Source organism: Xanthomarina sp. F1114 (assembly GCF_026410255.1).
GTDB lineage: Bacteria > Bacteroidota > Bacteroidia > Flavobacteriales > Flavobacteriaceae > Xanthomarina.
The window spans coordinates 34,473-60,264 of sequence record NZ_JAPMLL010000001.1; the positions used below are offsets into that span (position 1 = coordinate 34,473).

At 33.0% G+C, this 25,792-nt stretch carries 16 protein-coding genes; 8 read left to right on the forward strand and 8 right to left on the reverse strand.

Annotation, left to right across the window (positions count from 1 at the left end):
- Positions 1 to 61: 61 nt before the first annotated feature.
- Both OS188_RS00155 and OS188_RS00160 read right to left on the reverse strand, forming a co-directional pair.
- Positions 62 to 1,021 (reverse strand): OmpA/MotB family protein, encoded by a 960-nt coding sequence (locus OS188_RS00155; protein WP_267146779.1) that lies wholly within the window; start codon positions 1,019 to 1,021, stop codon positions 62 to 64.
- 53 nt (positions 1,022 to 1,074) lie between these two features.
- The gene (locus OS188_RS00160) at positions 1,075 to 1,839 is read right to left on the reverse strand and encodes an exodeoxyribonuclease III (RefSeq protein ID WP_267146780.1); all 765 of its coding nucleotides are present in this window, start codon (positions 1,837 to 1,839) and stop codon (positions 1,075 to 1,077) included.
- 276 nt (positions 1,840 to 2,115) lie between these two features.
- On the opposite strand from OS188_RS00160, the gene OS188_RS00165 reads away from it, so the two are divergent.
- From OS188_RS00165 to OS188_RS00185, 5 genes are all read left to right on the forward strand, one after another.
- The gene (locus OS188_RS00165; protein WP_267146781.1) at positions 2,116 to 5,550 is read left to right on the forward strand and encodes a DUF8818 domain-containing protein; all 3,435 of its coding nucleotides are present in this window, start codon (positions 2,116 to 2,118) and stop codon (positions 5,548 to 5,550) included.
- A 55-nt stretch (positions 5,551 to 5,605) separates the two neighbouring features.
- A complete protein-coding gene (locus OS188_RS00170; protein ID WP_267146782.1) occupies positions 5,606 to 5,992 on the forward strand; it encodes a hypothetical protein in 387 nt (128 codons plus the stop codon).
- Between the two features lie 69 nt (positions 5,993 to 6,061).
- Positions 6,062 to 10,375 (forward strand): CusA/CzcA family heavy metal efflux RND transporter, encoded by a 4,314-nt coding sequence (locus OS188_RS00175; protein WP_267146783.1) that lies wholly within the window; start codon positions 6,062 to 6,064, stop codon positions 10,373 to 10,375.
- A gap of 3 nt (positions 10,376 to 10,378) precedes the next feature.
- A complete protein-coding gene (locus OS188_RS00180) occupies positions 10,379 to 11,524 on the forward strand; it encodes an efflux RND transporter periplasmic adaptor subunit (protein WP_267146784.1) in 1,146 nt (381 codons plus the stop codon).
- Positions 11,525 to 11,599: 75 nt separating this feature from the next.
- Positions 11,600 to 13,573 carry a heavy metal translocating P-type ATPase gene (locus tag OS188_RS00185; protein ID WP_267146785.1) on the forward strand — a complete coding sequence of 658 codons (1,974 nt, stop codon included), beginning with the start codon at positions 11,600 to 11,602 and terminating at the stop codon, positions 13,571 to 13,573.
- Between the two features lie 122 nt (positions 13,574 to 13,695).
- Here the strand turns inward: OS188_RS00185 and OS188_RS00190 are convergent, their stop codons facing one another.
- Both OS188_RS00190 and OS188_RS00195 read right to left on the reverse strand, forming a co-directional pair.
- A complete protein-coding gene (locus tag OS188_RS00190) occupies positions 13,696 to 15,234 on the reverse strand; it encodes a glycine--tRNA ligase (protein ID WP_267146786.1) in 1,539 nt (512 codons plus the stop codon).
- 63 nt (positions 15,235 to 15,297) lie between these two features.
- The gene (locus tag OS188_RS00195; RefSeq protein WP_267146787.1) at positions 15,298 to 16,182 is read right to left on the reverse strand and encodes a DUF8428 domain-containing protein; all 885 of its coding nucleotides are present in this window, start codon (positions 16,180 to 16,182) and stop codon (positions 15,298 to 15,300) included.
- A gap of 161 nt (positions 16,183 to 16,343) precedes the next feature.
- Here OS188_RS00195 and OS188_RS00200 point away from each other — a divergent pair, with 161 nt between their 5' ends.
- Together OS188_RS00200 and OS188_RS00205 are read left to right on the forward strand one after the other, a co-directional pair.
- Positions 16,344 to 17,021: a ComF family protein gene (locus OS188_RS00200; protein WP_267146788.1), complete on the forward strand. Its 678-nt coding sequence runs from the start codon at positions 16,344 to 16,346 to the stop codon at positions 17,019 to 17,021.
- 58 nt (positions 17,022 to 17,079) lie between these two features.
- The gene (locus OS188_RS00205) at positions 17,080 to 18,687 is read left to right on the forward strand and encodes an Ig-like domain-containing domain (RefSeq protein ID WP_267146789.1); all 1,608 of its coding nucleotides are present in this window, start codon (positions 17,080 to 17,082) and stop codon (positions 18,685 to 18,687) included.
- Here OS188_RS00205 and OS188_RS00210 read toward each other — a convergent pair.
- The 4 genes from OS188_RS00210 to OS188_RS00225 form a co-directional block, all read right to left on the reverse strand.
- Positions 18,679 to 19,458 (reverse strand): amidohydrolase, encoded by a 780-nt coding sequence (locus tag OS188_RS00210; protein ID WP_267146790.1) that lies wholly within the window; start codon positions 19,456 to 19,458, stop codon positions 18,679 to 18,681. The two genes, OS188_RS00205 and OS188_RS00210, sit on opposite strands and share 9 nt — an antisense overlap.
- Positions 19,459 to 19,598: 140 nt before the next feature.
- Positions 19,599 to 21,194, reverse strand: a complete 1,596-nt coding sequence (locus tag OS188_RS00215; RefSeq protein ID WP_267146791.1) for a T9SS type A sorting domain-containing protein — start codon at positions 21,192 to 21,194, stop codon at positions 19,599 to 19,601.
- Between the two features lie 33 nt (positions 21,195 to 21,227).
- The gene (locus OS188_RS00220; RefSeq protein ID WP_267146792.1) at positions 21,228 to 21,782 is read right to left on the reverse strand and encodes a hypothetical protein; all 555 of its coding nucleotides are present in this window, start codon (positions 21,780 to 21,782) and stop codon (positions 21,228 to 21,230) included.
- Positions 21,783 to 22,262: 480 nt separating this feature from the next.
- The gene (locus OS188_RS00225) at positions 22,263 to 23,405 is read right to left on the reverse strand and encodes a methionine aminotransferase (protein ID WP_267146793.1); all 1,143 of its coding nucleotides are present in this window, start codon (positions 23,403 to 23,405) and stop codon (positions 22,263 to 22,265) included.
- Positions 23,406 to 23,593: 188 nt separating this feature from the next.
- Here OS188_RS00225 and OS188_RS00230 point away from each other — a divergent pair, with 188 nt between their 5' ends.
- Positions 23,594 to 25,729 carry a S46 family peptidase gene (locus tag OS188_RS00230; RefSeq protein ID WP_267146794.1) on the forward strand — a complete coding sequence of 712 codons (2,136 nt, stop codon included), beginning with the start codon at positions 23,594 to 23,596 and terminating at the stop codon, positions 25,727 to 25,729.
- Positions 25,730 to 25,792: the final 63 nt, after the last annotated feature.

Here is a 25,792-nt window from a genome sequence, read left to right on the forward strand (position 1 = left end):
AAGTGCAATTTAAAAATATAAATTTAAAAAACGCGATTCTTTCGAATCGCGTTTAGAATATTTAAATATCGTTAAGTAATTTGGAAATTTCATCCAACTTAGGAGTTAGAATAACTTCTATACGTCTATTTTTTGCTTTTCCTTCAGAGGTATCATTGGTTGCAATTGGTGCAAACTCCCCTCTTCCTGCTGCAGTTAAGTTTTCTGGCTTTATGTCTGAGTTTTGTCTTAAAATCTCAACAATAGCTGTGGCACGTTTTGTAGACAAGTCCCAATTTCCTTTCATGATACTATTTCCAGAATATGGCACATTATCTGTATGACCTTCAATTAACACATTAATATCTGGATTTACGGCAAGCACAGATCCTAACTGTTGTACAGCTTTTTTTCCTTCGGTACCTACTGCCCAACTTCCAGATTGAAATAATAATTTATTTTCCATAGACACATACACTTTTCCATCGCGTTGCACTACTGTAAGTCCTTTGCCTTCAAAATCTACTAATGCTCTTGAAATAGCATTTTTCAACTCGGTCATGGCTGCGTCTTTAGCTGCAATCATACTTTCTAATTCTGCCACACGATTTGAACGTGCTTCCAGTTCCTTTTTTAACGATTCTAATCGGGCATTTTCAGTCTCTAAAGCTTGCTCCTTTGCCTCTAAGCGCGCTAATAACTCTCTGTTTTTTTGAACATTATCTGCAATGGCAGACGAGCTGTTCTTTTCTAAAGCCGTATAAGAAGATTTTAAATTTTCTAAATTGGCTTTAGCAGCATTGTAATCTCCTTGCAGCTTATCTCTGTCTGCAATTGCCTCATTATAGGCTTTTTGAAGCTGATCTAATTCATTTTGAGCTGAGTTTTTGGCAAGCATCAGGTTTTCGTTATCGCTTTTTAACTCTCTATTTTCATCTTTTAAAGTACTGTATTTACTTTCTAAGTCTTTATACACTTTTGGAGATACGCAAGCACTTGCCAGCATGGTAGAAACTGCTAAAACTATAAATTTGTTTTTCATTTTTAAAATTTGGGTTTATGTTTTTTATGGATTCATTTTTATAAATAGAACTATTAACTATTTTCTATTTCAACTAAAACCGGACAATGATCGCTATGTACGGCTTCACTAAGTATAACGGCTCTTTTTATCTTTTCTTGTAAGGGTTTTGAAACCATGGTATAATCTAATCGCCAACCCTTATTATTGGCTCTAGAATTAGCACGGTAACTCCACCAGCTATACTCTTGCTTTTCAGGATGCAAGTATCTAAAGGCATCAATAAAGTCGTAGTTTATAAATTGCCCCATCCATGCACGCTCTTCCGGTAAAAAACCTGAAACTCCTTTCATTTTTGGATTGTGAATATCTATTTCTTCGTGACAAATATTATAATCGCCACAAATAACCAGGTTCGGAATTTCTAGTTTTAAATTATTTATATAATCTTGAAACATGTCCATATAATCAAACTTGTGTTGCAGACGAGCATCGTTTGTTCCTGAAGGCAAATACAAACTCATAATAGAAATGCCTGGAAAATCTACACGCAAGTTTCTACCTTCAAAATCCATAGATTCAATTCCTGTACCGTATTCTACATGGTCTGGTTTTGTTTTAGATAAAATAGCCACACCGCTATAGCCCTTTTTCTGGGCACTAAACCAATATTGATATGGATATCCTGCTTCTTCAAAAACACTTAAATCCAACTGCTCTTTCATAGCTTTTATTTCCTGTAAACAAATAACATCTGGACTTGCTGCTTTTAACCAATCTATAAATCCTTTTTTTAGTGCTGCACGAATGCCATTGACATTGTAAGAAATTATCTTCATATTTAATTTTCAAGGGTTAGGGAAATCTTTTAGATTTAATTATCAAAATAACAAGCTTTATTAAATTAAGCCAGTTAATTTCAGCTAAAATAAATAATGCTTTACATTTACACTATTAAAATATTCCTAATTATTAAATAGAAAATCTATAATTTCATAGAACTGACACAAACAATAATGGTTTATTAGACCACTCTATTAAAGAATCGGGGATTAAATCTGTTTTAACCAAACCTATCAACAAAATATTTTAATTGATATGTAGTTTACTACTTGATGAGAGTTATACTTGCTATTTTATTCTTTCTATTTGGGTTTTCGGCCTTTGCTCAAGATCTGGAGTCTAATTACAGAACAAAAACGGTTGCTGTAAGAGATTCTATTGCTTTAGATAGTGTTAGTATTAACCCTAATTTTTTAAGCATTAAAAAAAAAGACAGTTCATTTGTAGATGCTTCGTTTTATACAGTTGATTTTAATAAAGCTACTATAATACTAAATAAACCTATTGATGCCGATTCTATAATTGTAGACTACCTAAAGTATCCAGAATATTTAACCAGAACTTATACCCAAATTAGCGACAGTGTTATAGTTCAAAACACCGATAATCTTGCTAAACTTTATAAGTTATCTCAGCCTAGCGAGAAGCAAAACTTCACGCCTTTTGATGGCTTGTCAACTTCGGGAAGTATTTCTCGTGGTGTAGTAATTGGGAATAATCAAAACTCTGTTTTAAATAGCGAACTAGATCTTCAAATTACAGGTAAACTAAGCGAAAAAGTATCCTTACGCGCTTCTATTCAAGATGCGAATGTGCCTTTACAAGAAAGTGGCTATTCGCAACGTTTGGACGAGTTTGACCAGGTTTTTATTGAATTGTTTAGTGAGAATTGGAAAATTCGAGCAGGAGATATAGACCTGACAAACCCTTATTCTTATTTTGCCAATTTTAGTAAACGAGTTCAAGGTTTATCTGTTGCCGCCACCTTGCACCATCCAGAATCTCAAACCAATTTATTTGCTGCTGGAGCTTTGGTTCGTGGACAATTTACCAGTAGCCAATTTACAGCTCAAGAAGGAAATCAAGGGCCATATAAATTAAAAGGTCCAAACCAGGAATTGTATGTATTAATTGTTTCTGGAAGTGAAACAGTTTATGTGAATGGCGTGCCTTTAAAACGAGGAGAATCTAACGACTATATTATAGATTATAATGCAGGAGAAATTATTTTTAACTCGACATTCCCAGTAACTTCGGAGATGAGAGTTACCGTAGATTATCAATATAGCGAACGTAATTACTCGCGTTTAGTAGTTTTTGGGGGAGGAAGATATGAAAGTGAAAACTTAAATCTTGGTGTTTCAATTTATAGCGAAAATGATTCTAAAAATAATCCGCTACAACAAAACTTGTCTTCTGAACAAGTTCAAATTCTAGCCGAAGCAGGAGATGATAGAACACAAATGGTTGCACCTTCCATTTCTCCAGAAGTTTATAATGAAAATAGAATTTTATACAAAAAAGAACTTATAAACGGTGTAGAAGCTTTGGTATTTTCCAACGATCCTAACGACGAACTATTTAGCGCTCGTTTTACTCTAGTTGGCGATAATTTAGGAAATTATGTAATTAGCAGCATTGATGCCATAAGTACCATTTATGAATACGTTGAACCTATAGCTGGAGTACCACAAGGAAATTACGAACCTATTTTTCAACTAATTGCTCCAACCAAATTACAAATGGCAATAATTAATGGAGATTATAAGCCAACAGATAAAACAGACATTAGTTTTGAAGCTGCCGGCAGTAAAAACGATTTAAATCTGTTTTCTACTATAGATGACGATAATAATGACGGTTTTGCAGGTAAATTAAAAGTGAATCAAGCCATAATAAAAAGAGATAGCTTGTGGAATTTAGAAGCTTTTGCCGATGTAGATTATATTCAGGAAAATTTTAGATCTATACAACGTATTTATAATTCTGAGTTTAATAGAGATTGGAACTTAGTAACAACAACAAACTCGAACCTACCAACAAATTTAGGTACTCAAACTCTTATAAAAACTGGAGCACAAGCATTTCATAATAAAAAAGGAAGAGCAAGTTATCAATTTGAACATTTAAATTATTCTAAACACTTTAATGGAAATAGGCATATTGTTTCCGCAAATCTATTTCTAAATAATTGGCAAATAGTTTCGCTTTCGAGTATGTTAAACACGACCTCAACCACAACTAATTCTGCGTTTTTTAGAACTTATAATATAATAACCTATAGTTTTAATCGCGCCTGGGCTGGGACTAGATTGGCCATGGAAGACAATCAACAAAAAGAAAACGGCACAGATATTTACACACCTTTAAGTCAGAAATTTAAATCCTACGAAGTATTTACAGGAATTGGAGACAGCACCAAGGTGTTTGCTGAAATTGGTTATAAATACCGTGTAAACGATAGCTTAAGAAACGATCAATTGCAAAAAGTAAACAGTTCTAATACTTATTATTTAGATTCCAGAATTATTCAAAACGAACAAACTAATTTATCGCTCTACGCCAATTACAGAGTATTAAATAACACAGATAAAACGTTAGAAGACGAGCGTTCTCTAAATTCAAGAATCCAATTTAGTCAACGTTTTTTTAAGCAGTTTTTTCTATGGAATACTGTCTACGAAACCAATTCCGGAACTTTACCTCAACAAGAATTTACTTTTGTAGAAGTTGAACCTGGACAAGGAAATTATATGTGGATTGATTACAATAACAATGGTATTCAGGAATTGGAAGAGTTTGAAATTGCACAATTTCAAGATCAGGGAAAATATATTCGTGTATTATTACCAAATCAGGTATTTATAAAAACACATCAAAATAGACTGAGCCAAACTTTAACTATTAATCCACAACAATGGTCCAGTGAGCTTAGTGGAATTAAAAAAATTCTCTCATACTTCTATAATCAAACTTCTTATTTGGTAGACAGCAAAAATAAACGAGATGGAAATAGCATCAATTTAAATCCATTTTATCGAGATCCTGAAAACGAATTGGGTTTACAATTAAATTTTAGAAATGTTCTGTTTTTTAACAGAGGAAAACAACATTATACAACCTCTTATACGTTTTTAAAGAATAACTCGAAAAACAATTTAACCATTGGATTTATTGAAAATGCCATAATGAGTCATAGTTTATTATTCAATCATAAATTTGCAACAAGTTGGCTGATTAATTTTCAAACAAGCTTTAATAATAGCGAGAGTTTTAGTGAAAACTTCACAAGTAAGAATTACGATATAGACGAGTCTAGAGTAAATCCTAAACTATCTTATTTATTAAACGACAATGTTCGTTTTGATGTTTTTTATCAATATTCTAATAAACAAAATACAATTGGAAGTTTAGAGAGCTTAGAACAACAAAAATATGGGGCTTCTTTTTCGTTTGGAAATTTTCAAAGCATGTCTATTAATGGTGAGTTTAATTATTTTTCAAATAATTTTGAAGGCAACTCAAACACCCCGGTGGCTTACCAAATGATGGAAGGCTTGCAACCAGGTAAAAATTATACATGGAGTTTATTGGCACAAAAGAAAATCACATCGTTTTTAGATTTAAACCTCAACTATTTAGGTAGAAAAAGCGAAACAAGTAATGTTATCCATACAGGAAGCATTCAATTAAAAGCGTATTTCTAATTATGTAACATAGGTTGCTAACCAAATGGTTATTTTTTGTAACTTAGCAACTTATATGCATAAACTTGTTGCCATAACATATTCGGTTTTAATTCTTGTACAGAGTTTTAACTTTGGTTTTGAAGACCTTTCAAAACTTAGCGCCTTAATGGAGCATGCAGAATATCACCAAGAAACTTATGGCGATTCGTTTTTCGATTTTATAGTGGAACATTACGGCGATGATAAATTTCAGCACGAAAATGAGCATGAAGGACATGAAGATTTGCCTTTTAAACACCATCAAAGTTGTGCTCATACAACACTTTCGTTTACTTTACCTAATGTAAATTTCACTTTAGAACAGCCTGCTTTTATTGAAATTCCTTGTAATTTCTTTTATAAAGAATCTACTTCTTCATTTGAAAAACCTGCTGTTTTTCAACCTCCAAAATTCGCATAATTCACTCGTGATTTAAGTTATTTTTTATAAGCTATTTTTTTATGGCTTAACACTTTTTACATACGAATTATGTTAGAAAACATCATTAAATTCAGTTTAAAGAACAAACTTATTGTTCTTCTATTTATGGCTTTTGTGGTTGGTATTGGAGTTTTTTCCTTAACCCAAATTCCTATTGGAGCTGTTCCAGATATTACCAATAACCAAGTACAAGTTATTACCACCTCCAGAAATTTATCCACTCAAGATGTGGAACAATTTATCACTTATCCCGTAGAATTAGAAATGGCTAATTTACCTGGAGTTATAGAAATCCGATCGGTTTCTAAATTTGGCCTATCGGTTGTTACCATTGTTTTTGAAGACGATTTTGGCACGTTTTTACCAAGACAACTTATTGCTGAAAAAATTAAATCGGCTTCCGAAATCATCCCAGAAGGCTTTGGCTCTCCCGAAATGGGACCAATTACTACAGGTTTGGGAGAAATTTACCAATACATTTTAGATGTTAAACCCGAATATAAAGACAGGTATTCTATTACCGATTTACGAACCATTCAAGATTGGGTTGTAAAACGACAACTGTCGGGAATTCCAGGAGTTGTTGAAGTAAATACCTGGGGCGGATTTTTAAAACAATATGAAGTTGCTGTCAATCCGCAAAAGTTACATGCTATGAATATTTCGGTTTCTGAAATTTACACAGCACTAGAAAAAAACAACAGTGTAGCTGGTGGTGGCTATATTGAAAAAACCAATCAGGCTTTTTTTATTAGAGGTGAAGGTTTGGTTACTTCCTTGGAAGACATTAAAAATATTGTAGTAAAAAACGATGGCGTTCCTATCTATATCAAAGACGTTGCAAAAGTTGGCTTTGGATCTGCTACCCGATTTGGAGCGATTACCGGAAATGGCGAAGGCGAGAAAGTCTTAGGGCAGATTATGATGCTTAAGGATGGGAACTCCAACAAAATTATTGAAGCTGTAAAAGAGCGCATCGCTTCTATTGAAGGGTCTTTGCCAGAAGGTGTTTATATTAATGGGTTTTTAGAAAGAACAGAACTTATAAATAAAACCACGTATACGGTTGCTGAAAATTTAATTCTAGGATCGCTTATCGTCATTTTTGTGGTGGTTTTATTGTTAGGAAACTGGCGCTCTGGTTTGGTTGTGGCCTCCGTAATTCCGTTGAGTTTATTGTTTGCCATTTCCATGATGAATCTCTTTGGAGTAGACGCCAATTTAATGAGTTTGGGAGCTATCGATTTTGGAATTATCATCGATGGAGCCGTCATTATTGTGGAGTTTATTGCTTTTCAAATTACAGCGCAAAGTGCCAAGATTAGTTCACTTTCAAAAAAGAACCAACAAGCAGATATCGATGCCATTACTTTAAAGAGCTCTTCAAAAATGATGAATTCGGCCATCTTTGGACAACTCATTATTTTAATCGTTTTTATTCCTATTCTATCTCTTAGTGGTATTGAAGGGAAAATGTTTAAACCTATGGCAATGACCTTCAGTTTTGCGTTAATTGGAGCTATGATATTCTGTTTAACCTATGTGCCGGTTATTTCCTCTTTATTTTTAAAACCAACTGTTCAAAGCGATAAAAATATTTCTGTTCGCCTGATGAAAGCTTTAAATAAAGGCTACCAGCCTATTATTAATTGGGCTTTAGATCATAAAAAAGTGGTTATTTCTCTTTCTATTATTCTATTAGCTTCAAGTTTCTGGATTTTCAGTAAAATGGGAGGCGAATTTGTTCCAACTTTAGACGAAGGCGATTTTGTAATTCAGCCGGTTTTAAAAACAGGAACTTCACTCACTAAAACCATAGAAATTACCACTAGAATCGAACAGATTTTATTAGATAATTTTCCGGAAGTCGACCAAGTAGTAAGTAGAATTGGTGCAGCTGAAGTTCCCACAGATCCCATGTCTATGGAAGAAAGCGATGTAATTATAAAGTTAAAACCTAAAAAACAATGGGTTTCTGCTTCTAGTAAAAATGAACTGGCAGACAAATTTAAAGAAGCACTTTCTGTGATTCCCGAAATGGAGGTAGAATTTACCCAACCAATTGAAATGAGATTTAACGAATTGGTTACTGGTGTTCGTGCGGATGTTGCTATCAAGGTTTTTGGTGAAGATTTAAATATCTTAGCCAGTAAAGCCAATCAGATTAAAAACCTTATTGAAAACGTAGATGGTGCCTCGGATATTATTGTTGAAAAAGTTGCGGGCTTACCACAAATGAGCGTAGTCTTTAACCGAAGTAAAATTGCTCGTTATGGTCTAAATATTTCAGATTTAAACGACATTATTTCTATGGGGTTTGCCGGTGGGACTGTAGGTTCTGTTTTTGAGGGTGAAAAACGTTTCGATCTCGTTATTCGTTTAGACGAAAATCAAAGAAGAAATCTGGAAAGCCTAAAAAACCTATATGTAGATACACCAAATGGGGCTAAAATTCCTTTAAGTGAATTGGCTGAAATTAATTATACAACTGGTCCGGCGCAAATTTCTAGAGATGATACCAAAAGACGTATTGTAGTTGGTGTTAATGTAAGAAATAGAGATTTGCAGTCTGTTGTGGACGACATTCAAACCATCCTCGACAAAGACCTAAACCTTCCAACAGGTTATACCATGACTTATGGTGGGCAATTTGAAAATCTACAAAGTGCAAAAGCCAGATTAATGGTTGCTGTGCCAGTAGCCTTAGTACTTATTTTTATTCTGCTCTATTTTGCTTTCCATTCCGTTACAGACGCGTTGATGGTGTATTCTGCTATTCCACTTTCGGCAGTTGGTGGTATTCTATTATTATGGATAAGAGACTTGCCATTTAGTATTTCGGCAGGTGTTGGATTTATAGCTCTTTTCGGTATTGCCGTTCTAAATGGCATTGTACTAATAGAACATTTTAAAGAACTTAAAACTCGTGGTATGACAAATATTGAAGCACGCATAAAACTTGGTACAAGCGAGCGTTTACGCCCCGTATTGTTAACAGCATCGGCAGCTGCACTTGGGTTTTTACCCATGGCCATTTCTACAAATGCAGGTGCCGAAGTCCAACGCCCGTTAGCAACGGTTGTTATTGGTGGTTTGGTTAGCGCAACTATATTAACCTTAGTGGTTCTTCCTATAATTTACGCATGGGTAGAACAGAAAAAAGAACTTAAAATGAATAAAAAAGGAGTGGTAGCTATCATGATTTTGTTTTTATCATTTCAAATGAAAGCACAGCAAAATCCGTTGACAATTGAAGAAACTGTCTCTTTAGCCATCGAGAATAATTCGGGCTTAAAAGCTTCCTCTTTAAAAGTGGATGAAGCTGATGCCTTAATTGAAAGTGCTTTTAATTTTGATAAAACAGCTATTTATTATAATTACGACGAAAGTAATCTTGCAGAAAACAACGAACCTTTAAAAGTGTTTGGTATTTCGCAAGATTTCAAATTTCCGACAGTTTATTTTGCTGATAAAAAAGTAAATAAAGCGCAACATCAGTTACAGGAAACGCAGTACAGTATTGAGTTGCAACAATTAAAACGGGATGTTTATTTCAAGTATTATCAGTTGAGTTATGTGAAAAACAAAGCACATGTCTATAAGTTTTTAGATAGTTTATATGAAAATTTTGCTGTTTCTGCCATACGACGTTTTGAACTTGGAGAAACCAATTATCTAGAAATGATTACTGCTCAATCCAAACAAAAACAATTAGAAACACGTTATAAACAAGTGTTACAAGAAATTGTTTTAGCTACAGAACATCTAAAAAAAGTGGTTCAAACAGATAGTTTAATCATAGCCAGTCAGCCTCTTTTAAAATTAGAATTAGAGCAAATTAGTACAACAGATAATATTGGTTTAGCAGCTTTCGAGTTTTCTAAAAACTACTATCAAGCTTTAAATAAAAAAGAGAAACAAAGTCTTTTACCAGATTTAAACGTAGAATATTTCCAAGGTAGCAATAGTGGCATTGACAGACATTTTGCTGGTTACACCTTTGGTCTAAAAATTCCTTTGTTTTTTAGTGGAAATGCCTCTAAAATAAAGGCTTCAAAAATTGCTCAAGAAGTTATTGAAGAACAACAAGAGGACTACAGAGTAAAATTAAATGCCGAATATCAATCCTTGTTAGCAAAACTTCAGCAAAACGAAGAAGCCATTAATTATTATGAAACTCAAGGGAAACATCTTTCCGAAGAAATAATAAAAACAGCCGAACGCACTTTTAAAGAAGGTGAAATAGATTTCTTTCAGTACATACAAAGTTTAGAGACTGCAAAAGAGATTGAACTTAGCTATTTAGACAATTTAAACACATACAATCAAACAGTAATTGCTATCAATTATTTAATTTTATAAAAAATGAAAAACCTATATATCCTTATATTTTCATTGGTTTTAGTAGCCTGTGGAAATTCAGAAAAAAACATAGAAGCTACTGAAGAAATTCAATCAGGTTCTAATGAAATAGACATTACAATCCAACAGTTTGAAGGCGAGAAGATGGCTTTTGGTTTTCTTTCGGAAGAAGAATTTAGCCAAAGCGTAAAAACAAATGGAATAATAGATGTACCTCCTCATAATAAATCTAGTGTGACTTCTTTTATTGGCGGATATGTTACTAAAACACCTTTGTTAATTGGAGATAAAGTAACAAAAGGACAATTACTTGTTACTTTGGAAAACCCGGAATTTGTAGAAATTCAGCAAAACTATTTAGAAGTTGCCGAGCAATTAAGCTATTTAAAATCTGAGTTTACAAGACAAAAAACCTTGTATGATGAAAATATTACATCGCAAAAGAATTTCTTAAAAGCAGAAAGCACGTATAAAAGTAATTTAGCACAATACAATGGCCTGCGTAAAAAACTTGAAATGATGCATATTAATCCAAGTTCTGTAGAACAAGGCAACATAACATCTACTATTAATTTATATGCTCCAATTGAAGGATATGTTACAAAAGTCTATGTAAGTAATGGCTCTTATGTATCGCCTTCAGACATTATTATGGAAATTGTGGATACAGACCATATCCATCTAGAACTTTCAGTCTTTGAGAAGGATATTTTGAAGATTAAAAAAGGCCAAGAAATATTATTTACAATTCCAGAAGCTTCTGATAGTATTTATAAAGCCGATGTGCATTTGGTAGGGACAACTATCGACGAAAAAAGCCGACGCGTAAAAGTTCACGGTCATATAGAAGAAGGGCAAACACAATTTATTGTTGGTATGTTTACCGAAGCAGATATTATTATTAGTAATGTAAAAAAAATGGCCGTACCAAAAGAAGCTATAATCGCAGTAGAAGATCATTCTTTTGTATTGGTTTTAAAAGATAAAACTGAAACAGAATATCATTTAGAGAAAGTAGAAATTAAAAAAGGTATTGAAACCGAAGATTTTGTTGAAATTTTAAACCAAACCGAATTAAAAGACAAGAAAATCTTAATAAATGGAGCCTATATGCTACTTAATGACAGTGAGGGCGGACACAGTCATTAAATTTTATATATTAAGCAAAAATAAGTTTCTTTTAAACATATATTTTAACAACCCAAAATCAACACTTAGAATTCAATGGCTCAACATAAAGAAGACACACATCACCATGATCATGGTGGTATTTTTGGAAAGCGTACAGATTTATATTTTTCGATACTTTGTGGCGTTTTTTTGCTAATCGGATTTATTTTAGAAAAAACCACATCCACCCCAGCTTGGTCACACTTAAGTATTTATATAATTGCCTATTTTTTCGGGGGCTATTTTATAACTATTGAGGCTACACAAAAAATCTCCAGAGGAGGTTTTGATATTGACTTTTTAATGATTGCTGCCGCTATTGGCGCTGCTTATATTGGCAGTTGGGCCGAAGGTGCTTTACTTTTGTTTTTGTTTAGTTTAGGTCATGCATTGGAGAGTTATGCCATGAATAAAGCCACCAAATCTATTGAAGCTTTAAACGATTTATCGCCAAGTACAGCGCTAGTAAATAAAGCTGGAAAACTTGTTGAAACTCCTATTGAAGAATTACAAATAAACGATATTATTGTTGTTAAGCCACATACAAAAATTGCAGCAGATGGGGTTGTTGTAAAAGGACATAGCAGCATTAATCAAGCACCAATTACAGGAGAGAGTATGCCGGTTGATAAAACGGCCATCCCAAATTTAGATAATTTACCAGATTTTAAAGACATAGATAAAAACCATATTGCATTTACTGGAACTATTAATGGCGATGGACATATAGAAGTTCAAGTCTTAAAACTTAGCAAAGATTCCACAGTAGCGCGTTTGGTAAAAATGGTAAGTGAAGTTGAGACTCAGAAATCGCCAACTCAACGGATGACTAAAAAGTTTGAGAAAATTTACGTTCCTATTGTCATTATTTTGGTTGTTATCTTGTGTTTTGCATACTTAATTATAGACGAAACCTTTCAAGAAAGTCTGTATCGAGCTATTACCGTTTTAGTAGCAGCAAGTCCGTGTGCATTGGCTATATCTACGCCAAGTGCTGTCTTGAGTGGGATTGCCAGAGCAGCTCAAAAAGGTGTTTTGATTAAAGGTGGAAAAGCTCTTGAAGATTTAGGTGCTATTTCTACTATTGCTTTCGATAAAACAGGAACTCTTACTGAAGGGAAACCAAAATTAACCAAGGTAATTCCGTTTAATGGTTTTAGTGAAACCGATTTTTTACAACTGGTTTTAGAAGTTGAACGCTTAAGCAATCATCCACTCGCTAAAGCTATTACAAAAGATATTAAAGAACAGTATCAAATTAAGTATCTTGGAGAAGCTTCTGAAATAAATGCCATTCAAGGAAAAGGAATTGAAGCTATCTATAAAAATGAAACCGTTTTTATAGGAAACACAAGACTTATGCTAGATGAAGGGATTTTGGTGGAAGATTCTGTAAACTCTAAAATGGAAACTCTTTTACAACAAGGTCATACAGTGATGCTTGTAGCTTATAAAATGGAAATTGTTGGACTGATAAGTGTTATGGACGTGCCAAGAAAAACAGCGGTAAGCACTTTAAAACGTTTAAAAGAAATTGGCATTAAACGGATGGTGATGCTTACTGGCGATCATCAGAATGTTGGAGATACCATTGCTAAACAAATAGGTTTAACCGAAGCTAAGGGGAATTTACTTCCTGAAGACAAGGTGGAAGCTGTAAAAACCCTATTAAAAGAAGATAAAAGAATAGCCATGGTTGGAGATGGAGTTAATGATGCTCCAGCTATGGCTTTAAGCACCGTAAGTGTTGCTATGGGAGCAGCCGGAAGCGATGTAGCTTTAGAAACTGCCGATGTTGCTTTAATGTCTGATAAAATTGAAATGCTTCCTTTTGCTATTGGTTTAAGCAGAGAGTCTAAACGTATTATCAAACAAAACATTATTATAAGTTTGGGTGTTGTTGCTTTATTGGTTCCTGTTACTATTTTAGGACTTACCAATATTGGTGTGGCGGTACTTTTTCACGAAGGCTCTACCATAGTTGTTGTAATAAATGCGTTGCGTTTATTGCGATTTAAGATGGACTAGTTAGAAAACAAAAACTCCCAAGCTAAATAAGTTTGGGAGTTTTGTTTTTAGTTTTAGCTTGGCCGAAGACCTATCGGTTTCAAGCTAAAGTTTATTTTAATATTCTTATTTTTACAAGAATTCTACATTTTTTGAAGCCAATACTTCATATCAACCTCAGTTTTTATTATTTCGTTTAATTCTTCAATCTTTACGCGTTTTTGCTCCATAGTATCTCTATGTCTAATAGTAACTGTATTATCTTCCAAAGTGTCATGATCTATAGTAATACAAAATGGCGTTCCGTTGGCATCTTGACGTCTGTATCGTCTTCCTACGGCGTCTTTTTCGTCGTAAACCACATTAAAATCCCATTTCAGGTCTTCCAAAATCTGTTTGGCTATTTCTGGCAAGCCATCTTTTTTAACCAAAGGCAAAATAGCTGCTTTTACAGGAGCTAAAACTGCTGGTAATTTTAAAACGGTTCTTGTTGTATTGTTATCTAATTCCTCTTCAACTAAAGAGTTAGAAAACACAGCCAAAAACAACCTATCTAAACCTATAGAAGTTTCAAGTACATACGGTGTATAACTTGCATTGTCTTCGTGATCGAAATATTGTAATTTCTTTCCAGAAAAGGCTTCGTGTTGTTTTAAATCGAAATCTGTTCTAGAGTGAATTCCTTCCAATTCTTTAAATCCGAATGGAAATTTAAATTCTATATCTGTAGCAGCATCTGCATAGTGAGCTAATTTCTCATGGTCGTGAAAACGGTAATTATCTTCACCCAGGCCTAGAGATTTATGCCATTTCATTCTATGTTCTTTCCAATACTCAAACCATTCTTTTTGAGTTCCTGGTTTTATAAAATACTGCATTTCCATTTGTTCAAACTCACGCATTCTAAAAATAAACTGTCTAGCAACAATTTCATTTCTAAAAGCTTTACCTGTTTGCGCAATTCCAAAAGGGATTTTCATACGTCCAGTTTTCTGAACATTTAAAAAGTTTACAAAAATTCCTTGAGCTGTTTCCGGACGTAAATACAAATCCATAGCATGTTCTGCACTTGCACCAAGTTTGGTTCCAAACATGAGGTTAAATTGCTTTACATCTGTCCAGTTTTTGGAGCCAGTTAAAGGATCCGCTATTTCCAGTTCTTCAATAAGCGCTTTAACATCTGCTAAATCTTCATTTCCTAAAGATTTCCCCATTCTGCTAAGAATCTCAGTTATTTTTTCCTGATATCCAACAACACGTGGATTTGTAGAAACAAATTCTTCTTTATTAAAGGCTTCTCCAAAGCGCTTTTCTGCTTTTTTGACTTCCTTTTCTATTTTAGCTTCTATTTTAGCGCAATAGTCTTCAATAAGAACATCTGCTCTATAGCGTTTTTTAGAATCTTTATTGTCTATTAATGGATCGTTAAAGGCATCTACGTGCCCTGAAGCTTTCCAAGTGGTAGGATGCATAAATATGGAAGCATCAATACCCACAATATTTTCATTCATTTGGACCATGGCTTTCCACCAATAGTCACGAATATTCTTCTTTAACTCCACTCCATTTTGAGCGTAGTCGTACACTGCGCTTAGTCCGTCGTAAATTTCACTACTTTGGAACACGTAACCATACTCTTTTGCGTGAGAGATTACTTTCTTAAATTGATCATCGTTTGCCATAGTGCAAAAATAAAAAACCGTTCCCATTAAAGGAACGGTTTTCACAAATATATTATTGGTTAGTTATTTTAGGTCTATTTCTGTTTTTCCTATCTCTAAATCGTCATTATAAACAAGAATTGAATAGGTGCCTTTTTCAAATAATTCTTTAGATTCTACATTAATTTTAGTGCAGACATCAATATTGTCGTAACTATTATTAACCACTGTCATTCCACTATAATTTAAGGCCTGATTTTTAAAATTTACATGACCTCTTTCTACTACCAACTGGTTATCTGGCCCAAGTATTTGAACAAAGATATTTTTATTTCCTTTTGGTGTAAACTCATTGCTTAAAAGAGTTAAGCAGACTTCTATATGGTTTAATTTATCAATTTTATTCGTTTTCGCATCATTCCTTGTACTCACGGTTCTTAATGCCATTGCTTGAACATTCTCTGCAGAAACTGACTGAATCTTTTTAATGGTTTTAGACAAAATCAAGTTTTCTTCTTTTAAAAGATTTAATTGCTTTTGCTGATTAAACATCTGATCAGTCAAAGAATAAAGTTCTACTTCAAGCGATTTATTTTGTTTTTCAGTCACATTATATTTTCTATATAAACGCGACCTTTCTTTTTCAAGAACTGCTATTTGATTTTTATACTTAGAAATTACGGATACGTCTGTTGAGAAAAATCTAACCGAGTCTAAAACATTTGAAACTTTTGCTTTAGCCTTAGCTAATTCTATATCTGTGGTATTGCTATTTGCTCGAATTGTATCATAACTTTTAATCATTTCGTGTAGTTCATTTTGAACAAGTGAAGTTTCTTGTTCTACAAATGATTGATGATTTTTAAGTGCTTGATACTTTACAAAGCCATAAGACCCTAAAATAACAATTGCTATTACCAATGTACCTATAATTAATCTGTAGTTAAATAATTGAGGGTTAACTATCATCTTAATTTAATATTTTATCATACAAAACTATAAAGAATGACATTCTAATCTTATTTTATTCGATGAACTGATAAAATAATTGTTGAAGTCATAAATAACTGATTTAAAACAGGTTTCAAGCTTAAAAGTTATTGTTATCTTTAAGTTAAATTCTTACAAAGATGTTGAAATCAGTTTTAGACTTGTTTTTTCCGAAAGTATGTTTTGCTTGTCAGTTTCAGTTAGGCGATTTTGAACAATATATTTGTACTAATTGTAGACATAGTTTGCCAGTTACCAATTTTCATCTTGAAAACGACGATTCGGTTTTAAAAATTTTTTATGGCCGAGCAAAATTAGAGCAGGCTACCGCCTTATTAAGATTTGAAAAAAAAGGCATTACTCAACAACTAATACATAATTTAAAATATAAAGGGCACGAAGATGTTGGCCTGTTTTTAGGTAAATGGCTAGGATCTGAATTGAAAGAAACAAAAAACTATGAAAATATAGACTTAGTAATTCCCGTTCCACTTCATAAGAAGAAACTAAAAAAAAGAGGCTATAACCAAGTTGCTAAATTTGGACAAGAAATTGCTTTACAATTAAACACCGAATATTGCGACGATGTCTTAATAAAAATAACAAACACGGCTTCCCAAGTAAATAAGTCTAGATTGAGTAGATGGATTAACAACGATGAGCTTTTTAGTATTCAGAATAAGGAAAAAATTGAGAACAAACACGTACTTTTAGTGGACGATATTATAACCACTGGGGCAACTATGGAAGCATGTATATCTGTATTAAACAAAGCCAAAAATGTTAAAATTAGCATGGCTTCCATGGCAATAGTTTAAGGATTGTTTTCTGTATGAGAATTAAATTGTTTCTTTGTATCTAATTTAAAAACATAAAATGAATCGCGCTTTTTACAAACCTCTATATCTTATTTTTGTTTGCTTGTTATTTGCCAATTGTGCTAATAGAGGCCGCCCAAGTGGAGGAGAAAAAGACGTAACACCTCCTGTAATTGTAAAATCTGATCCGGAGAATTTTTCAACTAACTTTACAGGAACCCAAATAAAAATTGTTTTTAACGAGTTTATAAAAGTCAATAACCTTCAAAAGCAGCTTATTATTTCTCCTCCTATGGATCCAGCTCCAGAAATAGCACCACAAGGAGTTGCCAGTAGATACATTACCATAAAAATAAAAGACACCTTAGATCCAAACACCACCTATGCGTTTAACTTTGGAAATAGTATTGTAGATAATAACGAAGCCAACCCATATCCATTTTATAGATATGTGTTTTCTACCGGAGATTATATCGACTCCCTTTCGGTAAAAGGTAATATTATTGACGCAACTTTACGCCAACCTGATGAGTATGTTTCTGTTATGCTTTACGAAATGGACTCTACTTTTACAGATTCTACAATCTATAAACACAGACCAAAATATATTACCAATACCCTAGATAGTACAACTGTCTTTTCAATTGATAATATTAAAGCTGGAAAATACATGCTTGTAGCTTTGAAAGATGAAAACCAAGACAGCAAATATCAACAAAGAAGTGATAAGATTGGATTCTTAAAAAATCCGATTACAGTTCCAACAGACTCACTTTATACTATAAAACTGTTTCAAGAAAATCCCGATGCTAAGATTATAAACCCTCGTTTAATTTCTGGCGAAAAAATAGCTTTTGGTTATGAAGGCGATTATGAGAATATGAACATCCAAATTCTAACGGAAACTCCAGAAGATTTTAGCTATCGAATTATAAAAGATGCCAAAACAGATTCTTTAAACTACTATTACAAACCTCGTTTTAAAGAAATAGATACATTAATTTTTAATGTTAGTAATAAAAACTACAACCAAGACTTTATAGTTAAAATAAGCGAACAAAAAAGAGATACGCTAATTATTAATGCGGCCCCAACCGGAAGTATTGGTTTTGAAGAAGATTTTAAAATTTGGGCTAATACACCTTTTGAAAAAATTGTTGGAGATAAAATTAGCATAAAGGATAAAGATTCTTTAGATGTTACATTTAATTCAAAATTAGATTCTTTAACCAATACCTTAGCTCTTAGTTTTGATAAAACTGAAAGTAATAGATATACAGTTCTTGTATTACCCAATGCTATTACAGATTTTTTTGGAAATAAAAATGACAGTTTAAATTACACACTTAACACTAAGAGTTTTGAAAATTATGGCAATGTTCGTGTCAACTTAAAAAATGCTAATTACCCTGTAATTGTACAACTTACAGACGACAAAGGTGAAGTTAAAGCAGAAAAATACAGTAGCGAACCAGAACCTATAGACTTTAAATTTATATCGCCTAACAAGTATTATTTAAGAGTGGTACATGATAGTAATAAAAATGGCGTATACGACTCTGGAAACTATTTAAAAAAACAACAGCCAGAAAAGACAAGTTATTTCCCCGATGTTATAGATGTTAGAGCGAATTGGGATCCTATAATAGATTTCACCTTACTCTAGTGAGAAAGTATCTTTATCGTTTAAAAAATTAAACTTTTCTCGGTTTAGTTTTATATGAGATTTGTTTAGTACAACAATTTCAATGGCTTCTTTATTGTCAGGAATATGGTCTATTTTTTCACCTAAAACATCAAAAACAGCCGAATGTCCATTGTATTCGTGATTATTATTATCTAAACCTACACGATTAACACCTACGCAATAAGCCATGTTTTCAATAGCTCTTGCTTTTAAAAGCGTATCCCAAGCTGTTGTTCTTACTTTTGGCCAATTGGCTACATAAATTAACACGTCATAATCTTCCACATTTCTAGACCAAACTGGAAAGCGTAAATCGTAGCAAATTAAAGGGCAAATTTTCCAGCCTTTGTAAGCTACAAGTAGTTTCTTATTTCCAGCAGTATAAACTCTGTCTTCGCCAGCAAGTGTAAAGGTGTGCTTTTTATCGTAGGTTTCAATCATGCCATTTGGATGTACAAATAACAATCTGTTATAAAAATTGTTGTTTTCAGAAATTACTAAACTTCCTATAATAGCTGTTTGTTTTTTTAAAGCTAATTCCTGCATCCAAACAACGGTCTCTCCAAACATAGTTTCAGCCACTTTTTTGGGATGCATAGTAAATCCAGACGTAAACATTTCGGGAAGCACTATAAGATCTACTGATTCTGAAATAGATTCTATTTTTTTAGTCAAATGAATTCTATTTTGTTGAGGATTTTCCCAAACCAATTCTGTTTGAATAAGGGCTATTTTTAATTCGTTTTGCATGTATTAAAAGTAATGATTTTTAAAATAATTTGCCACGAATACACGAATGTTTTTAAATACTCATTTAGTACTTAATATAAACTTATTCGAGAATTCGTGGCAATAAAATTAAATTACTTTTTGGGGCTTTAAATTAAAAGTTATTCAATAATTAACTTTTTAGTGATTGTTTTTCCATTTGTTATTTGACCTTTAACAAAATAAAATCCTTTTTTAAGTTCACTAAGGTTAAATTCATTTTCGGTTTGAGATTTTGAATACACAGGTTCCCCATACGAATTAAAAATTTCAACGGTTTTTATTTTTTTACTATTTGTAGCCGTTTTACCAAAAGGATCATTATCACAAGGGTCGATAGGAGGATAGATAATTTTGTTAGTAGAGCTTCCTGATTTCATAGGGTTAGAACTTAATCTAAAATCGCCACAAGGGTCATTTGGACTTCTCACATTAACATACTTATATTTGGTTCTAGTGTCACAAGCGTTTGTTGCTTTACAAACTACAACTGTAGTTCCCGGATTTCCAATTTTTACATATATAGATTTATTTTGGTAACCGTAATTAAGTATTTCCCAGCCATCAATATTAGTTCCAGTAACACCATTTCCAACATCAAAGTACCAATTGTAACTGGTTGCTCCTTCTGCGCCAGTAACCGAATACCATTTATATTCACCTACCATAGGATTATTATCTCCACTCATGGCAGGATAAGGTGAAAAATCTGGTGCGCCTACATAAATATTATTCTTTACAATGGGTTTTGTTTGTCCACAAGCATTAATTAAGTTGGCTGTTATTGAAACAGTACCATTTCCTGTAGCTGTTAAAGTCGCTTGATTTCCATTTGTTGTAATAGTAGCAATAGTATTGTCTGAAACACTCCAAGAAGTTACAGAAACGCCACTTGGTAAATTGTTTACAGAATAGGTAGCTGTTGAGCATAAGGAACTATTTCCGGATATTAGATTTGTTGGATTATAAGGAGCTAAACCAAAAATGGCTGTTAATTCTGGATAAGATGTATTGTCAAGTTCCGGAACCACATTTACATTTCCTGGAGGGGTTGCAATTGGCGTTAAAGTAATATTATCGCTTGTTGTGGTAAATGTAGCTGGTGTTGAATTTCCATTTTCATCTAACCAACCAGTGCCTATGGACCAATGGTATTCTAAGCTTCCTTGTGAATCATAGACATTATCTACCGTAAAGTTTACCGGGTTAGTAGAACCACATGCCATATAAACAGTACCCGAAGGACTTAATGTAAAAGTTGGAACTTCATCTTTAACAATTGGATAATTACAAGATTCTGAACTCAAACCATTCGAATACTCTAATGAAGCATACAAAAAGCCACCAGTTACATTAAACTCAATTGCACTAAGTGTAATTGGTATAGTTGCATAGAAAATATGTTCACCATTAGATTCAGACCAATTAACAGTTTGGACGATTTGTGAATATCTACTTACTTCATATGTTGAAGTCGTTTTTTTAGTATATATTATAAGATTACTATTACCCATAGCTAAATTAATAGGTTTCTTCATTTTGACAAACATTTGTATGGATACAGAGCTATTATCCTCAAAATCAATAACACCACAGTTGCTAATTGTTGTACCATTTAAGTAATTCATGTTTTCTACTGTTACAGTAACTTGACTGAAAGTGATTTTTGATAATAATAAAAATAATATAAGTGATAAATAAGAAATTTTATGTTTCATTTTGCTTAATGATTTAGTTGAAAATCATTAATATTATTTTTCTAGATGAATTTGAAAACCTACTCCAAACATCAATTGTTCGCGTTTACTTTTGACATTTCTACTTTTAAGTTCACTATTTGAATTTAGATAACTTACAGCTAATTCTATACCAACGCTATTGTTTAAAAATAAAACAACTCCACCCTTAAGATTAAAATCTGAACTATTTGATTTTTCATCTAAGCCGTTTTTACCAAAACTATATCCATAAGAAACTTCAGAAAAAATATTAAACTCTTTTTCTGCTTTTAAAAGATAATATCTAAAAAAAGGCGAAAAACCATAAATTTGAGAATTGTTACTTTTGAAAGGATCTGTAAATGCAAAATCTAAGGCTATCCCCCCTGCTAATTTATCAATAAAAAAGTAGCCTACATTAGGAGATGCAAAAAAGTAAGAGTATGTATCAGAAGCTCCGTTAGATGTGTTTTCTGATGTTTGAAAACTGACTTCTCCTCCCACCATCCAATTCCCTTTCGTTATTTGGGCATGGGTAGTTAAAGTAAAAGCGCATAGAAAAAAGAAAAATAATGTTAATGTTTTCATGATTATTAATTGTTTTTAAAATGTTTGTTTCGTGTTATTTGTAAGGTTTCATTAATTGTAAGCATAACAAGTCCTTACAAATAAGAGTCATAAAAAAAAACCCCTTTGTACGAAACTGGTTAAAGCCAAAGATTGTTGTAAAGCCAAGAGTGTAAAGCCACAATAAAACTAAAAATGTAAAGCCTATTTTTTAGCCATATTGTTTAAAAAAAAGTAAAAAACTAGCGCTAGCTGTGTTGTACAACCTATCTATTGGTCACCTTTTAATGGCTTTACTTTTAAGAGGCTTCCACTAGACAAGGCAAACATATAAAAAAAATAAACTATTAATACACCTTATTTTTATAAAAAAATGCATTTCATCGAAAAGTGGAAATAGGGGTTACGGAAAAACCGTAATTTCTAATAAATGAGCTTTATTTGGCTTTTTTTATTACAGAGATGTTTTGGTAATTTTAAAGAAACTAAAAAGTTTAAAATCTAAATTTTATTCAATATATCTGCTGCTTTCTTTAAGGTGTCATCGGTTTTCGCAAAGCAAAATCGCAGCACCTTATTATCCAATTTATTTTCGTTAAATACCGAAAGTGGAATGGATGCCAAACCATTTTCAACTGTTAAACGTTTGGCATAATCAACATCGTATTCTTGGGTAATTTCTGAATAATCTAAAACTTGAAAATAGGTGCCTTGTGAGGGTTTAAATTTGAATCTAGAACCCTGTATCAAACTTAAAAACAAGTCTCTTTTCTTTTGATAAAACTGAGACAATTCTAAATACGTATTTGAGTCTTGCATATAATCTGCCAAGCCTTTTTGAACTGGATGATTCACACTAAACACATTAAATTGATGTATTTTCCTAAACTCTTCCATCAAGACTTTTGGTGCACAACAATATCCCATTTTCCAACCTGTGTTATGAAATGTTTTTCCAAAAGAGGCTGTTATAAAACTTCTAGTTTTTAAATCTGGAAATAAACATGCGCTTTGATGTTTTTCACCATCAAAAACAATATGCTCATAAACCTCATCACTCAAAACAATAATATTTGTGTTTTTTGTTAATTCTTGAAGCTGTAACATATCAGCTTCACTAAAAATGGTACCACTTGGGTTGTGTGGTGTGTTAATAATAATCATTTTGGTTTTAGAAGAAAGTTTCTGTTTTACATCTATCCAATTAATTTGATAATTTGGAGCTTCTAATTGAATAGACACAGGTTTTCCACCATTAATTAAAACCGAAGGCTCGTAACAATCGTAAGCTGGTTTTATAATAATCACTTCATCGTTTGCTCTAACAAAAGCTGTAATCACATCAAAAATAGCCTGGGTAGCTCCTGCTGTAATGGTAATTTCGGTTTCTGGATGGTAAGTGCTTTCGTAAAGCAAATCAAATTTTTTAGCAATAGCTTCACGTAATTCCATATTTCCTCCCATTAATGCATACTGATTATAACCGGAGTTCATGGCTTTGGAAACAAAATCAATTAATTTCTGATCGCTTTTAAAATTTGGAAAGCCTTGCGATAAATTTATGGCTTCGTATTTATTCGCCAAACCACTCATAACCGTAAAAATGGTGGTTTCAATATTAGGGAGTTTAGAAAGATGCTTCATGTTTTTTAAATTTTTTACGGAACCGTTTTACCGCTATTTACTATTTTGGTAATAATGAGCATTTTTATCAAACGCCCATTATGGGTCTTCATAGCTTAAAGATACAAGTTCAATAGATAAATTTAGATCATTTTAACATCTTTTATAGCATGGTTCTTTATCTTTGAAGGATACTAAATTATCTGATTATGAAATTCATTAAAATTCTATTACTTTTTATTACAATTCAAGTGTCAGCGCAACAAGGTGGCATGTGGATTCCTTCACTTTTAGAGGGAATGAACGAGGAAGAAATGGCCAATCTTGGAAGCAAGCTTTCGGCTCAAGACATTTACGATGTTAACAACTCGAGTTTAAAAGATGCCATTGGGCATTTTAATGGCGGTTGTACCAGTGAGGTGATTTCTCCAAAAGGCTTGGTTCTTACCAATCACCATTGTGGATTTAGCCAGATTCAATCTCATTCATCTTTAGAAAACGATTATTTAAAAGATGGGTTCTGGGCTATGAAATTAGACGAAGAATTACCAAACCCAAGCTTATTTATAGAATTTATTGTTAGAATAGAAGATGTAACAGAGCAAGTTTTAAATGGTGTTACAGAATCTATGACGGAAAAAGAAAGGCAATCCGCTGTTTCTAAAAACTCTAATAATATTGAAGCTGGGGTTAAAAAAGAAACTTGGCAAGACACTAAAATTAAATCGTTTTATAAAGGAAATCAATACTTCTTATTTGTTACAGAACGTTTTAACGATATCCGTTTAGTTGGTACACCTCCATCAAGTATTGGGAAGTTTGGTTCTGATACAGACAACTGGGTTTTTCCGAGACATACTGGAGATTTTGCTTTATTTAGAATTTACGCAGACAAAAATAACCGCCCAGCAGAATACAGCGAAGACAACGTACCATATACGCCTAAACACTTTTTACCAATTTCTTTAGATGGTGTTGAAGAAGGCGACTTTACTATGGTTTTTGGCTTCCCTGGAACTACAGATGAATATTTACCAGCAGTAGCTATAGAACAAATAACTCAAGATTATAACCCAAGTAATATTGCTATTCGTAGAGCTGCTTTAGAGGTTATTGACGCTAAAATGATGGAAAGCGACGAGGTTAGAATTAAATACGCTTCCAAGCAAGCTAGAATTGCCAATGCCTACAAAAAATGGCAAGGTGAAAATTTAGGGATTGAAAAAAGTGGCGCAATTGAAAACAGAAAGAAGTTTGAAGCCGATTTTAAAAAGGCTTTAAAAGAAAAGAATCTGGAAGATAAGTACGGAAATATTCTTCCTGAGTTTGATGTGCTATATGAAGAATTTGAAGCTATCAACGTGAAACGAAGAAGCTTTATAGAAGTATTTTTAGTAACAAACGAATTGATGGAAATGACTTTTAGAGCCTATCAATTTGAGCAAGCAGTTACAAATAATCCAGCTATTTTTGATAAAGCTAAAGCTGCTACAGAAAGTACTTTAACCAAAATACATAAAGATTTTGATGTGCATGTAGATAAAGGTGTTTTCGAAAATGTGATGCCTTTTTATACAGAAAATGTAGATGTTTCTATTTATGACAAAACAGCTCTAACAAGTTTAGAGTCGGCTTTAAAACTATTTGAAGGTACTCAAGAAGAAATTATAGAAAAATTGAATAACGATCCGGCTTATGCCTATGCTAAACCAATGATTGACGAGTTCTATAATAGCATCAACCCAGAGTTTGAAGCCAAGAACGAGCCAATAACAGCTTTACAAACCGAATATATGACGGCGCTTATGAAGGCACTTCCGGATGCACGATATTTCCCAGATGCCAACGGAACACTTCGTGTAACTTACGGACAGGTAAAAGGATATTCTCCTAGGGATGCTGTTTATTACGAGCCTGTGAGCTATTTGGACGGGGTTATTGAAAAGTATATTCCTGGTGATTACGAATTTGATGTACCAGAGAAACTAATTGAATTATACGAAGCTAAAGATTACGGACCATACGCTGATACTAACGGAAAAGTTCCTGTTTGCTTTTTAGGAACAAACCATACAACGGGTGGAAACTCTGGAAGTCCAGCAATTGATGCGCATGGAAACTTGGTTGGATTAAATTTTGACAGAGTTTGGGAAGGAACTATGAGTGATATGTACTACGATCCAGAAATTTGTAGAAACATTATGGTAGATGTGCGCTATATGTTGTTTATTGTAGATAAATACGCTGGAGCTACACATTTAATTGATGAAATGGAATTGGTGCATCCAAAGCAAAATAAGAGTGAGAGTAAAAAGAAAGGTAAGAAGAAAAGAAAAAAGAAATAATTCTCTTTAAAAACGCTTTTGATTAAACTATATAAACCTTTCAACCCAGAGACATCTGGACTG